General features: G+C 71.4%; 14 protein-coding genes. 8 read left to right on the top strand and 6 right to left on the bottom strand.

Annotated features, from left to right (window positions below; genetic code table 11):
- Window positions 1–54 precede the first annotated feature (54 nt).
- The 3 genes from QA861_RS34480 (at window position 55) to QA861_RS34470 (ending at window position 2,163) form a co-directional block, all read left to right on the top strand.
- Window positions 55–915, top strand: a complete 861-nt coding sequence (locus QA861_RS34480; protein WP_334592598.1) for a Sco1979 family transcriptional regulator — start codon at window positions 55–57, stop codon at window positions 913–915.
- 110 nt (window positions 916–1,025) lie between these two features.
- Complete coding sequence (locus QA861_RS34475) at window positions 1,026–1,241, top strand: DUF397 domain-containing protein (protein ID WP_086025877.1); 216 nt, start codon at window positions 1,026–1,028, stop codon at window positions 1,239–1,241.
- A 118-nt stretch (window positions 1,242–1,359) separates the two neighbouring features.
- A complete protein-coding gene (locus tag QA861_RS34470; RefSeq protein WP_334592597.1) occupies window positions 1,360–2,163 on the top strand; it encodes an SAM-dependent methyltransferase in 804 nt (267 codons plus the stop codon).
- A gap of 176 nt (window positions 2,164–2,339) precedes the next feature.
- On the opposite strand, the gene pdxR is transcribed toward QA861_RS34470, so the two are convergent.
- Window positions 2,340–3,797, bottom strand: coding sequence for a MocR-like pyridoxine biosynthesis transcription factor PdxR (gene pdxR, locus QA861_RS34465; protein WP_334592596.1), 1,458 nt, complete (start codon window positions 3,795–3,797; stop codon window positions 2,340–2,342).
- Window positions 3,798–3,844: 47 nt separating this feature from the next.
- Here pdxR and QA861_RS34460 point away from each other — a divergent pair, with 47 nt between their 5' ends.
- Entirely contained in the window at window positions 3,845–4,351 is a 507-nt protein-coding gene (locus QA861_RS34460) for a carboxymuconolactone decarboxylase family protein (RefSeq protein ID WP_334592595.1), read from the top strand.
- 53 nt (window positions 4,352–4,404) lie between these two features.
- On the opposite strand, the gene QA861_RS34455 is transcribed toward QA861_RS34460, so the two are convergent.
- From QA861_RS34455 to QA861_RS34445, 3 genes are all read right to left on the bottom strand, one after another.
- The gene (locus QA861_RS34455) at window positions 4,405–5,892 is read right to left on the bottom strand and encodes a glutamate synthase subunit beta (protein WP_334592594.1); all 1,488 of its coding nucleotides are present in this window, start codon (window positions 5,890–5,892) and stop codon (window positions 4,405–4,407) included.
- A gap of 120 nt (window positions 5,893–6,012) precedes the next feature.
- The gene (locus QA861_RS34450; protein ID WP_334594940.1) at window positions 6,013–6,492 is read right to left on the bottom strand and encodes an anthrone oxygenase family protein; all 480 of its coding nucleotides are present in this window, start codon (window positions 6,490–6,492) and stop codon (window positions 6,013–6,015) included.
- Between the two features lie 162 nt (window positions 6,493–6,654).
- Window positions 6,655–7,395, bottom strand: coding sequence for a DUF2293 domain-containing protein (locus tag QA861_RS34445; protein WP_334592593.1), 741 nt, complete (start codon window positions 7,393–7,395; stop codon window positions 6,655–6,657).
- Window positions 7,396–7,487: 92 nt separating this feature from the next.
- Here QA861_RS34445 and QA861_RS34440 point away from each other — a divergent pair, with 92 nt between their 5' ends.
- The 3 genes from QA861_RS34440 (at window position 7,488) to QA861_RS34430 (ending at window position 9,840) form a co-directional block, all read left to right on the top strand.
- Window positions 7,488–8,129, top strand: coding sequence for a nucleoside/nucleotide kinase family protein (locus tag QA861_RS34440; RefSeq protein ID WP_334592592.1), 642 nt, complete (start codon window positions 7,488–7,490; stop codon window positions 8,127–8,129).
- Window positions 8,130–8,287: 158 nt separating this feature from the next.
- Window positions 8,288–8,716, top strand: coding sequence for a CBS domain-containing protein (locus QA861_RS34435; protein ID WP_334592591.1), 429 nt, complete (start codon window positions 8,288–8,290; stop codon window positions 8,714–8,716).
- Between the two features lie 329 nt (window positions 8,717–9,045).
- Complete coding sequence (locus tag QA861_RS34430) at window positions 9,046–9,840, top strand: methyltransferase domain-containing protein (protein ID WP_334592590.1); 795 nt, start codon at window positions 9,046–9,048, stop codon at window positions 9,838–9,840.
- A gap of 40 nt (window positions 9,841–9,880) precedes the next feature.
- Here QA861_RS34430 and QA861_RS34425 read toward each other — a convergent pair whose 3' ends face one another.
- Window positions 9,881–10,792 (bottom strand): carbohydrate kinase family protein, encoded by a 912-nt coding sequence (locus tag QA861_RS34425; protein ID WP_334592589.1) that lies wholly within the window; start codon window positions 10,790–10,792, stop codon window positions 9,881–9,883.
- Window positions 10,789–11,697 carry a pseudouridine-5'-phosphate glycosidase gene (locus tag QA861_RS34420; protein WP_334592588.1) on the bottom strand — a complete coding sequence of 303 codons (909 nt, stop codon included), beginning with the start codon at window positions 11,695–11,697 and terminating at the stop codon, window positions 10,789–10,791. Before QA861_RS34420 ends, QA861_RS34425 begins: the two co-directional genes overlap by 4 nt.
- A gap of 98 nt (window positions 11,698–11,795) precedes the next feature.
- Between QA861_RS34420 and QA861_RS34415 the strand changes: the two genes are divergently transcribed.
- Window positions 11,796–12,224 (top strand): VOC family protein, encoded by a 429-nt coding sequence (locus QA861_RS34415; RefSeq protein WP_334592587.1) that lies wholly within the window; start codon window positions 11,796–11,798, stop codon window positions 12,222–12,224.
- Window positions 12,225–12,246: the final 22 nt, after the last annotated feature.

Below are 12,246 nucleotides of genomic sequence, written 5' to 3'. Positions count from 1 at the left end.
CCGGGCTGTCAGGGATCTTCACCGGCATGAGCCGGTGCTCGATGGAGGTGGAGCGTGAGCGAACCGCGGTCCGCGCCGACGGTCGGACAGGTCGTCCTGGGCCGACGCCTGCTGGACCTGCGGGAACGCGCGGGCCTGCGGCGTGAGGAGGCCGCGCGCGTCCTCCGGGTCGCCCCCGCCACCGTCCGCCGTATGGAGATGGCGGAGGTCGCCCTCAAGATTCCGTACCTCCAGCTCCTTCTGAAGTCGTACGGCGTCTCGGACCACGAGGCCGACGCGTTCGTCCAGCTGGCCGAGGACGCCAATCAGCCCGGGTGGTGGCAGCGGTTCCACGACGTGCTGCCCGGCTGGTTCTCCATGCACGTCAGCCTGGAGGGCGCGGCGAGTCTCATCCGCCAGTACGAGCCGCACTTCGTCCCCGGACTCCTGCAGACCGAGGAGTACGCGCTCGGCGTCCTGAGATCGGGCGCCATCGGCCAGACCAGACCCGAGGACATCGAACGCCATGTCGCGCTGCGCATGGAACGCCAGAGCCTGCTCACCCGTGAGGGCGCGCCCCGGCTGTGGGTCGTGATGGACGAGACCGTTCTGCGCCGCCCGGTGGGCGGTCCGGAGGTGATGCGTGCGCAGATCGACACCCTGCTCGAAGCCACGAACCTGCCCAACGTGACGCTCCAGGTCGCCCCCTTCCTGTCGGGGCCGCACCCGGGGACGTACGGGCCGTTCGTGCTCTTCCGTTTTGCCGTGCCGGAACTCCCGGACATGGTCTACAGCGAGTACCTGACCGGCGCCATCTATCTGGATTCGCGCACCGAGGTGGCCACCCACCTGGAGGTCATGGACCGCATGGCGGCTCAGTCCGCTACAGCACATCGCACGAAGGAGATCCTCCGGGATCTCCGCAAGGAGCTCTGAATCTCTGCATGGATCGCATGATGTCCAAGGCCCGGATACGCCACGAGCGAATCAATGAGCTGACCACTGAACGGGTCGCCGAGCGGGTGAGCGCCCGTATCTACAACGGCATGCCCGCCGGTGAGCTGGGCAGCGAGGGCTGGCACAAGCCGTGGAGCGGCGGCAACGGCGGCAACTGCCTGGAGGCGATGAAGCTCGCCGACGGCCGGATCGCCCTGCGGCAGTCCACCGATCCCGAAGGCCCGGCGCTCATCTACACCACGGCCGAGATGCTCGCCTTCATCGAGGGCGCCAAGGCCGGGGAGGCCGACTTTCTGCTTTCGTGAGGTCCGGTTCCAGCCGTTCGTGTGTCGGCGGTTCCTTTGTGTTCAGTCAGTTCCCTAATTTTGGTGCTCAGTTGATCACGTGCCACGCCAGACACCGCAGACACTTACGGAGTTCGCCATGACCGGGCAGCACCCCATAGAGATCGACACCAGCAGGCCTCATCCCGCGCGGATGTACGACTGGTACCTGGGCGGCAAGGACAACTACCCGGTCGACGAGGCGATGGGCCGGCAGATGCTCGCCCTCGACCCGCGGGTCCCGGTGATGGCGAAGGTCAACCGCGCTTTCATGCACCGCGCCACGCGCTGGCTGGCCGGGCACGGCGTCCGGCAGTTCCTGGACGTCGGCACCGGCATCCCGACCGAGCCGAACCTCCACCAGATCGCCCAGGAGATCGCGCCGGACGCGCGGGTCGTCTACTGCGACAACGACCCGATCGTGCTGGCCCACGCGGCGGCCCTGCTGCGCGGTACGGAGGAGGGCGTCACCGAGTACCTCCAGGCCGATGTGCGCGACCCGGACGCCATCATCGAGGGCGCGAAGAAGGTCCTGGACTTCGAGCGGCCCGTGGCGCTCTCCCTGGTCGCCCTGCTGCACTTCGTCTCCGACGCGGACGGCGCACACGACCTGGTCGGCCGCCTGCTCGCCGCCCTGCCCGCCGGCAGCTACCTGATGATGACCCACGCGACCGCCGACTTCTCCCCGGAGGAGTCGGCGGCGGCGATCGCGAAGCTCAAGGCCGCGGGCGTCACCCTCGCCCTGCGCTCCCGCACCGAGTTCGGCCACTTCTTCGACGGCCTCGATCTGGTCGAGCCCGGCGTCGAGGTGGTCGACAAGTGGCATCCGGAGCTGGGCGAGCCGGTCCCGGGCCAGGAGGATGGCGTGATTCCGGGGTACGGAGCACTGGGCCGCACGTCCTGACACGGAGTGCGGGCCCGGGCCGGGGCGGCGGGCGGTCGATGGGTGCACAGCCGTGAAAGATCCGCTCGATCGACGGCGGTCCGACAGCGTGCCCGTCCGGACCGCCGTCGACGGTGACTGCCCGTCGGTCCGGACGGGAAACGCCGCCATCATCGGGCCATCCGCAGGGACATCCCTCACTCCGGTGGAAGGGCCTCGCAGAGCGCCTCCAGGGCCGCCCCGTACGCATGCTCGGAGGGCGCCGCGTACCCCACGACCAGTCCGTCGGGCGCGATCGAACCCTGCCCTCTCTCCCGGAACTCCGGGTGCCGGAACTCCGCGAGCCCGTCGAGGGCGATTCCCCGCCAGGCCGCCGCCTTCACCGCCGACCGCTCCGTCCCGGGCGGCAGCCGCAGCACCGCGTGCAGCCCGGCCGCGACACCGGTGACCTCGACATGCGGCGCGTGCGTGGCGAGGGCGGCGACGAGCCGGTCCCGTCGGCGCCGGTACCGCTGCCGCATGCGCCGCACATGACGGTCGTACGATCCGGACCCGAGGAAGTCCGCGAGCGCCAGTTGATCGAGGGCGCTCGTCCACCCCTCGCGTTCGCCCTTCAGCGCGAGTACGGGTTCCACGTACCGCTCCGGAAGCACCATCCAGCCCAGCCGCAGCGCGGGGGACAGGCTCTTGCTCACCGAGCCGAGGTGGATCACCCGCTCCGGGTCGAGGCCCTGGACGGCGCCGACCGGCCGGCGGTCGTAACGGAACTCTCCGTCGTAGTCGTCCTCCAGGATCAGCCCGCCACGCGCGCGTGCCCAGTCGATCACGGCCGCGCGGCGCTCGGGGTGCAGCGGGCCGCCGGTCGGGAACTGGTGCGCGGGTGTGAGCAGTACGGCTCGCTCCCGGCCGAGCAGACCGACCTGGGCGCCGTCCTCGTCGAGGGGCAGCGGCACGGTCCGCACCCCGGCCGCGGCCAACAGCTCCCGGTGGAAGCCGAGTCCGTACGCCTCCACGGCCAGCGGCCCGCGCAGTACGGCGCCCGTGCCCCCGCTGCCGCTCGCGCCGCCGAAGAGGAGCCGCAGGGCGTGGGCGAACCCCGAGCAGATGACGATGCGTCCGGGCTCCGTACGTACACCACGCGCGCGTGCCAGGTACGTCGCGAGCACCTCCCGAAGTTCGGCCCGGCCGGCCGGGTCACCGGGCCCGAACACCTCGTTCGGCGCCTGCTGGACCGCCCGCCGGTAGGAGGCCAGCCAGGCGGAACGGGGGAACCCCGACGCGTCCGGCTGGCCCTGGCGCAGGTCGTGGCGTGGGCCACGCGCGCGTGGAGGTGCTTTTACGGGGACGCGGGAGGCCGCCCTGACGGGTTCGGCCCGCTCGGCGACCCGGGTGCCCGAACCCTGGCGGGCGGTCAGCCAGCCCTCGGCGACCAGTTCGGCGTACGCGTCGGCCACCGTGTTGCGGGCCACGCCGAGATCGGCGGCGAGGGAACGGTACGGCGGCAACAAGGTGCCGGGTGTGAGCCGGCCGCTGCGGACGGCGTCCCGCAGGGCACTGATCAGCGCGGCCCGGCGCCCGCCGGACCCCGGCAGCCCGAGCTCCAGATGCAGGTCGGCACCGATGCGCTCCGCGGAATTGACCCATGTTTCTGCCACCGAAATGAACCCTACACTCGGTCTTTACGGCCCGTAGGTTCATGGTCATGAAGACGAACACGAACACCGCGAACCCCACGACCGCCCAGTTCCAGAATGCCGCCGAAACGCCTCGCCTGAACTTCGCGAAGACGGCCCCCAAGGTCTTCCGCGCCCTCGTCGGCTTCGACGCGGCGGCCCGCGAGGGGCTCGACCCCGCGCTGGTCGAGCTGATCCAGATCCGTGCCTCGCACCTCAACCACTGCGCGTACTGCCTCCACATGCACACCAACGACGCGCGCAAGGCGGGCGAGAGTGAGGACCGGCTGCACCTGGTCGCGGTGTGGCGCGAGGCCCGCCACTTCTACACCCCGAGGGAACAGGCGGCGCTGGCCCTCACGGAGGCGGTCACCCTGGTCGCCGACGCGGGCGTGCCGGACGACGTCTACACCGAGGCCGCGGCCCACTTCGACGACCGGGAACTGGCCCAGGTCCTGTCCCTGATCCTCACGATCAACACCTGGAACCGGGTGGCCCTGACGACCCGCAAGGTGGCGGGCACGGACGAGCGCTGAGCCACGTCCGGCACAGCCAGGGACGGCGAGGGACGCGGGACGGCCAGGGACGGTCACACGGTCATCGGCCGGTCGTACGGCCCTATGGGCGCAGGCAGTTGCGTACGGCCCATCAGCCGACGGTCCACGGCCGCCGCGACCGCCCGCCCCTCCGCGATCGCCCACACGATCAGCGACTGCCCGCGGGCCGCGTCCCCCGCCGCGTACACACCCGGCACGTTCGTCGTGAAGTCCGCGTCACGGGCTATCGTGCCCCGCGGGTCGAGGGCGAGCCCGAGCTGGTCGATCAGACCGTCCTCCCGGTCGGGCCCGGAGAAGCCGAGGGCGAGCAGCACGAGGTCGGCGGGAAGCGTCCGCACGGATCCGGGCAGGGGCCGGCGCTCCGCGTCCACCTCGGCGAGGTGCAGCGCCCGTACATGCCCGTCCGGGTCGCCCGAGAAGTGGAGCGTGGACGCCGCGAAGAGCCGGGCGTCGGCGTCGGCGGCGGGCGCCGACTCCAGGTCACGGGCCTCCTCGTGCGCGGCCGACAGCCGGTAGATCTTCGGGTACGTCGGCCAGGGATCGGCGTCCTCGTCGCGCTCCGCGCCCGGCTGGGCGTAGATGTCCAACTGGGTGACGGAGGCAGCCCCTTCACGCACCGCGGTGCCCAGACAGTCGGCCCCCGTGTCACCGCCGCCGACGATGACGACATGCTTCCCGGCGGCGGACATCGGGGACACCGCCAGATCCCCCTCGCACACCCGGTTGGCCAGCGGCAGATACTCCATCGCCTGATGAACTCCGGTCAACTCCCGCCCGGGAAGCGGCAGTTCACGCCATGCCGTGGCCCCCACGGCCAGTACCACGGCGTCGTGGCGCGACCGGAGTTCGGCGGCTTCGACATCCCGCCCGACGGCGGTCGACGTACGGAACCTGGTTCCCTCGGTACGCATCTGCTCGATACGCCGCTCCAGATGGTGCTTCTCCATCTTGAAGCCGGGGATTCCGTACCGCATCAGCCCACCGAGCCGGTCGTCCTTCTCGTAGACGGCGACGGTGTGTCCGGCCCGGGTCAGCTGCTGGGCCGCGGCGAGCCCGGTGGGCCCCGACCCGATCACCGCGACCGTACGCCCCGACAGCCGGTCCGGCGGCCTCGGCGGCGCGAAGCCGTCGGACAGGGCCCGGTCGGCGACGGCCACCTCGACGTTCTTGATGGTCACCGCGGGCTGGTTGATGGCCAGCACGCAGCCCGCCTCGCAGGGCGCGGGGCACAACCGCCCGGTGAACTCGGGGAAGTTGTTCGTGGCGTGCAGCCGGTCGCTCGCCGCGCGCCAGTCCTCCCGGGAGACCAGGTCGTTCCACTCGGGAATGAGATTCCCCAGGGGACAGGCCTCGTGGCAGAACGGGACACCACAGTCCATGCAGCGATCGGCCTGCCCGCTGATGATGGGGAGCAGCGCCCCGGGGACATACACCTCGTCCCAGTCACGGACCCGCTCCTCGACGGGCCTGCGCGGCCAGTCCAGGCGCGCTCTGGTGAGAAAACCCTTGGGATCGCCCATGACAGTGTCCTCGCCGTCTCCCCTGCGTACGCTTGACGGGCCGTGCGTCGTCGGGCGGCACTCTCCTTCGGCCACGATACGACTCCTCGACCTCGTACGCCGAGTGGGCCTGACAAGGCCCTACGCGACGGCCAGGACGTACAGCACCGTGGCGGCCCCCGAGGCGACCGTGCGTATGTGGTTCCACAGAGTCCACTCCCGCACGTACACGGGCCAGTAGGCGGCGGCCTCCGCGGTGTCCGGCTCCAGCGCCAGCAGGGCGTTGTTGCGCGGCACGTTCGCACCCATGGTGAGCCCGAACGAGCCGAGCAGATAGAGCGCGCTGCCCGCCAACAGCTCCACGGCGCCCTCGGTCGGCCACACCACGAGCGTGACCACGGCGATCACCAGACACAGGGCGGCCGACCCGAGGAACACGAGCATGAAGGGCGGGTGCAACGCGGTGACGTTGACGGCCCGCATCGCCGCGATGCCCTGCGCGGGCGGTAGCGCGGCGAGCCCCCTCATCACGAAGGTCGAGAAAGCGCAGAAGACCCCGGCCACCAGCCCGGTTCCGAGCACACCCAGCACCACGAGTACGAAAAACGCCCCACCGATCATGCCGACTCCCCGGTCGATCCCCATCAGTCCCCTCCAGTGAACCCCCCGCCACTGACAACGGCCCTGAACGCCCCTGTCCGAGGGGCGCGGCGACATGCGCGAACGTCCAGGGAAGGCGGCGGCACCGTGGGAGCGGCCAGGTCACGGGGGCCGCCGCTCCGCTCACACCGACTCGGCCCCGGCGCAGTCCCTCGTCTCCGCGCCCGTACCCCCACCCGTACCCGCCTCCGTCCCCCATTCCCGAAGCCTCGCCTCGACGGCCCCGGCGATCCGCCGCCGTGCCTCGCGCCGCGCGACCCCGCTCATCAGCAACGCGTCGTACGACGTGTCCACATGGCGTACGGACGCGACGACCGCCGAGATCACCGCCGCCTCGGACAACGCCCGCCCCGCCGCACTCCGCCCCACCCGCCCGCTGCCACGCACCGAGGCGTGCCCGGCGACGGCCTCCGCCCGATCGGCCGGGCACCCGGGAAACAGCCTGCGGATCTCCCGCGCGAACGTCTCCGCGAACCGCAGATCCTCCGCGGCCCGCCGCCGCGCGTCCCGGACCCGACGCCGCCGCCGGCCCTCGGCGTCCGCCAGGCATCGCACCTCGGCGCGGGCGAGCCCCGCCTCCTCGACCAGAACGCCCTGCCGTTCGTACCGCCCCTTCCGCCGGTTGAACCGCACGACCACCGCCCACAGCCCGCTCTCCTCCCTTGACCTGCGCGTCAACGCGGTGTCGCCCCTGGGCAGGAACACCAGATGCCCGAGATCGGCACAGTCGAGACAACGAGGCGCCCCCTCCTCCAGTACGAGCAACGCCAAGGGCCCACGACGGCACTCGGCACAGTGCCGCCGCCTGAGCGGCTGCACGACGAGAAGCGCGGCGCGGAGCGGGGGAGTCGCACGGCTTTCCACAGGTACTTGATTCCCCACTGAGACCAGGAATCCCCGGCCGGACCCCGCCTCCTCGAAGCCGCCCGCCTCCGGAGCGCCGGCGACCCGGCATCATGGGCGGTGTGCGACTGGAACCGATCACCTGGGACCGCCTCGGCGACCTCCTCGCCGAACGCGTGCTCGACCTGAAGCCGGACGACGGCAGCCCCTGGCCGCGCATCGCCTTCGACGGGGCCCCGGCGGCCCGCCCAGGAGACCTCGCCGAACGGGTGGCTGAGGCGCTGCGCATCCGTGGGCGGCCCTCGCTCACTGTCGCCACCGCCGGATTCCTGCGCCCCGCCTCCCTCCGGCTGGAATACGGCCACGAGGACGTGGAGGCCTACTACGACGGCTGGTTCGACACCGGCGCCCTCTGGCGCGAAATCTTCGGCCCCCTCGAACCCGACGGTGACGGCCGCGTCCTGCCCGATCTGCGCGATCCGCTCACCGACCGCTCCACCCGCAGCCCCTACGTCCAACTCCCGCCCGGGGGAATCCTGTTGCTGCACGGCCCCCTCCTGCTGCGCCACTGGTTCCCGTTCGACCTGAGCGTCCACGTCCTTCTCTCCCCGGCGGCCTTGCGTCGCCGTACCCCCGAGGCCGAGCACTGGACCCTGCCCGCCTTCGAGCGATACGAGAGCGAGACGGACCCCGCGGCCACGGCAGACGTCCTGATCCGCGCGGACGATCCGCGCCACCCGGCGTGGAACGGCTGACCCGGCCCGCCCAGGCAGTCCGGTCCGGCGCCGTACGAGGCGTCCGAAAGCCGCGGACTTCCGGGTGCGCATCATCGCGAGCGCGGCGAGAATGTAGGGCGCCGGGACTAGCGGTGCCCTCCGTGCCGCGCCGGCCGTCCGGCACCGGGAGGTACTTCATGACCACCGCCGGAGACATCATGCATCGTGGCGCCCAGTGGATTCCCGCCCACGAGACCCTCGACCGGGCCGCCCAGATGATGCGCGAGCTCAACGTGGGTGCCCTGCCCATCAGCGACGAGAACGAACGACTCTGCGGCATCCTCACCGACCGCGACATCGTCGTCGGCTGTGTGGCCATGAGCCACGACCCGGCCAGGGTCACCGCGGGCGAGATGGCACAGGGCACCCCGCGCTGGATCGACGCGAGCGCCGATGTCAGCGAAGTGCTCGAAGAGATGAAGGACCACCAGATCCGCCGGCTTCCGGTGATCGAGAACAAGCGGCTGGTCGGCATGATCAGCGAGGCCGATCTGGCCCAGCACCTCACCGACGACCAGATCGCGTCCTGGGCCGAGACCGTCTACGCCAGGACCACGATGCGTTGACCTCACCAGCCCGCCATCCACCCTCGCCCGGCCGCCCGCGCCGGGCGAGCGTGTGACCTGGCGAAGGCCGCCGACAATGCCGGGACCGGTGACCTGCCGCGGATTCCCTGCCATGGGCATCTAAATCTCCTCACGTGAACCTCTCGCGCCGCGCTGTCCGCACCACGCGCCTGGCTCACCAGCTTGGCAGTTCTTCGCGAACGTCGGCGGGAGCTGTGGGAACGGAACATTCCGCTCCGTTTTCGTTGGTACGGCGTGATCGTCGGACATCTCGTCGTACGGGAGCGTCGACCCTGCCGAACAAAGCGGATGACTGGGATGATCACGGCATGACGCGACCCGACGGGTATCTCCTCGACAACCGGCAGACCGAGGCAGGACAACGCTTCGACGCCTTCGCCGCCCTCTTCGATCCCACGACGTTCCGGCACCTCGAAGGGTTCGGCGTCGGAGCCGGCTGGCGCTGCTGGGAGGTCGGTGCCGGGGGCACCTCGGTGGTCTCCTGGCTGGCCAAGAAGGTCGGCCCGACCGGGAAGGTCGTCGCGACCGACCTCGACACCTCGTGGGTGGCCCCGGCAGCCCGGCCGCCGATCGAGGTACGCGTCCACGACGTCGGCGTCGACGGGCCGCCCGGGGAGGGGTTCGACCTGGTGCACGCCCGGCTCGTCCTCGTGCATGTGCCCGACCGGGAGCAGGCGTTGCGCACGATGATCAAGTCGCTGCGTCCCGGCGGACGGCTCCTGATCGAGGACGCCGATCCCGCGCTGCAACCCCTGCTCTGCCCCGACGAACACGGCCCCGAGCAGCAACTCGCCAACCGGCTGCGCCACAGCTTCCGCCAGCTGCTCGCGGACAGCGGCGCCGACCTGGCGTACGGCCGGAAACTCCCGCGGCTGCTGCGCGAGGCGGGGCTGCGCAACGTCCAGGCCGACGCGTACTTCCCCGTCACCTCGCCCGCCTGCGCCGCGCTGGAGTCCGCGACGATCCGTCAGATCCGGGAGCGGCTGGTCGCCGGGGGCCACGCCACGGACGAGGACATCGACCGGCACTTGGCCAATGTCGCGGCAGGTGGGATGGACCTGGCGACCGCACCGATGATCTCGGCCTGGGGACGCAAGGGATAGCCGACGGCGACCTCGGACGAGGGCACTGCTCACCGTCCCCTCAACCGAGAACCGGCGGCCTTCCACCCACCCGCTCCACCGCCCGTGCGCCTGCCCGGCACCCCTCCGCCGCCGCGTCCTCGGGGTCGCCACCCATGAGCAGGGCGGCGAGGAACGCACCGGTGAAGGCGTCGCCGGCGCCCGTCGTGTCCCGGGGTGTCGCGGGCACGGCCGGGACCCGGGCGCACACGGCCCCCGACCGGGCCACCAGCGCGCCTTCGGCACCCTGCTTCACGACCACCAGCGGGACGTGGCGGCTCAGCTTGGCCGCCGCGTCCACCGGGTCGGGCAACCCGGTCAGCAGACAGGCCTCGTCACGGCTCGGCAGCAGGACATCCACTCCCGACACCAGATCCAGGAAGCGGTCGACACCCAGTTCGGCGAGAAACCCCGCCGACGCCGGATCCAGGCTCACCGGCACACCACGCGCGCGTGCCGACTCCAGAGCCACCGCCACCAACGCCCGACTCGACGCCGAGAACAGCAGATAGCCCGAGAGATGCAGCCGTGCGACCCCGTCGAGGAGTACGTCCGACCAGTCGTCGGGGTCCAGCCGCAGCGAGGCCCCGCTCTGGGTCAGGAACGTGCGCTCGCCCGCCGCGCCCGTGTCCACCAGGCAGATCACCGTCCCGGTCGGCGCCTCGGGATCGACGACGAGACGTGGCCGGACCCCGGAGGCGGTCAGCTCGCGCTCGTGCCACTCCGCCGCGTCCGCGCCCACCCGGCCGAGCAGGCGTACCTCCGCGCGGCCCCAATGGGCTGCCCAGCAGGCCACGTTGGCGCCCGCACCACCCGGGAGGGACCGGATCGCGGCGGCCGTGTCGGTCCCTGCGGCGAGCGGACCCCGGTGCCGGGCGACGACGTCCGTGATCACGTCCCCGACGACGAGCAGCGCTCCGCCCGGCTCGGTCATGCCCGGGCCCAGGCCGTCGCGATCCGCCCCGCGAGCCTGACATTGCCGCGGACCGCCGCCAGGTTGGCGCTCAGCGACGCGCCGTCCGTGTGCCGCACCAGGTAGTCGAGCAGGAACGGAGTCACGGCCTGTCCGCTCACGCCCTGCTCCTCGCACGCGTGCAGCGCGTCGGCGAGCACGCGCGCGTGGAGCCCGGGATCCAGCTGCTGCTGCTCGGGCACCGGATTGGCGACGATGAACGCCGACTCGGGGGAATCGAGCCCGTCCTGGGCCAGCATCACGTCCGCGACCTGCTCCGGCGTGTGCAGCGTCCAGTCCACCGGATGCCCGGAGTCCGAGAGATAGAAGCCCGGGAAGTGGTCGGTCCCGAATCCGGCCACGGCGACACCGAGGGTCTCCAGGCGCTGCAACGTGGCCGGCACATCCAGAATCGACTTCACGCCCGCGCAGACGACCGTGATCCTGGTGCGCGCCAGCAGCCCCAGGTCGGCGGACTCGTCCTGGGTCACCGTCCACTCCCGGTGCACTCCGCCGAGCCCACCTGTGGCGAACACCCGTACGCCGGCGCGGGCGGCCAGCAGCGCGGTCGCCGACACCGTGGTCGCCCCGCTCGCCCCGGTGGCCACCGCGAGCGGCAGATCGCGGTGCCCCAGTTTGCGGATCCCATCCTCGTTCGCGACCCGCTCCAACTGCTCCTTGTCCAGGCCGACATGGGGGCGCCCGTCCAGGACGGCGATCGTGGCCGGTACGGCACCCTCCTGTCGTACGACGTCCTCGAGTTCCAGCGCCACCTGCAGATTGCGGGGGCGCGGCAGCCCATGCGCGATGATCGTGGACTCCAGGGCCACCACGGGTCGACGCGCGTCAACCGCTTCCCGCACTTCTTCGGACACCACCAGCATCACGCGCCTGCTTCCTGTCGTTCGGTCTTCCCTCATCTCTGGCGGGCGGCGCGCCCGGTCAAACCCTTGCGGCCTGTGGAAGAGGCCACCAGCCTGGGTGTATGACGGACAACTCGACGCGTCTCGACCATGTCGTCCTCTGGGTACGCGATCCGCTCGCAGCGGCCGACTTCTACGAGAAGACGGTCGGTATGGAGCCCCTGAGGATCAGCGAATTCACCGCGGGGACGGCGTCGTTCCCGTCCGTACGCCTCAACGAGGAGACCATCTTCGACCTCGCGCCGCTCTCCCTGGCGGAGCGCATGAACATGCTCCCCGGTGCCGCCGACAGCGCGGGACACCCCGTCAACCACGTGTGTCTGTCCCTCCCCGGAGACTCCTTCGACGCCCTGCGAACCCGCCTGCGGGAACGGGGCGTCCCTGTCTCGGAGTTCTCGTACGACTCCTACGGTGCCCGAGGGGCGGCGAGGCGCAGTTTCTACTTCCGCGACCCCGACGGCAACATCTTCGAGGCGCGGCACTACGCGTGACCACCGCCTACCCTCCGGGCCG

The organism is Streptomyces sp. B21-083, from assembly GCF_036898825.1.
Classification (GTDB): Bacteria; Actinomycetota; Actinomycetes; order Streptomycetales; family Streptomycetaceae; genus Streptomyces.
This window is presented reverse-complemented; position numbering and strand designations above follow the sequence as displayed.

Excerpts from the sequence above, each read along its gene's own strand:
- QA861_RS34475 (WP_086025877.1), top strand. The coding sequence starts at position 1,026 with ATGCCCGCCGGTGAGCTGGGCAGCGAGGGCTGGCACAAGCCGTGGAGC.
- QA861_RS34470 (WP_334592597.1), top strand. The coding sequence starts at position 1,360 with ATGACCGGGCAGCACCCCATAGAGATCGACACCAGCAGGCCTCATCCC.
- QA861_RS34460 (WP_334592595.1), top strand. The coding sequence starts at position 3,845 with ATGAAGACGAACACGAACACCGCGAACCCCACGACCGCCCAGTTCCAG.
- QA861_RS34455 (WP_334592594.1), bottom strand. The coding sequence starts at position 5,892 with ATGGGCGATCCCAAGGGTTTTCTCACCAGAGCGCGCCTGGACTGGCCG.
- QA861_RS34450 (WP_334594940.1), bottom strand. The coding sequence starts at position 6,492 with ATGATCGGTGGGGCGTTTTTCGTACTCGTGGTGCTGGGTGTGCTCGGA.
- QA861_RS34440 (WP_334592592.1), top strand. The coding sequence starts at position 7,488 with ATGGGCGGTGTGCGACTGGAACCGATCACCTGGGACCGCCTCGGCGAC.
- QA861_RS34435 (WP_334592591.1), top strand. The coding sequence starts at position 8,288 with ATGACCACCGCCGGAGACATCATGCATCGTGGCGCCCAGTGGATTCCC.
- QA861_RS34430 (WP_334592590.1), top strand. The coding sequence starts at position 9,046 with ATGACGCGACCCGACGGGTATCTCCTCGACAACCGGCAGACCGAGGCA.
- QA861_RS34425 (WP_334592589.1), bottom strand. The coding sequence starts at position 10,792 with ATGACCGAGCCGGGCGGAGCGCTGCTCGTCGTCGGGGACGTGATCACG.
- QA861_RS34415 (WP_334592587.1), top strand. The coding sequence starts at position 11,796 with ATGACGGACAACTCGACGCGTCTCGACCATGTCGTCCTCTGGGTACGC.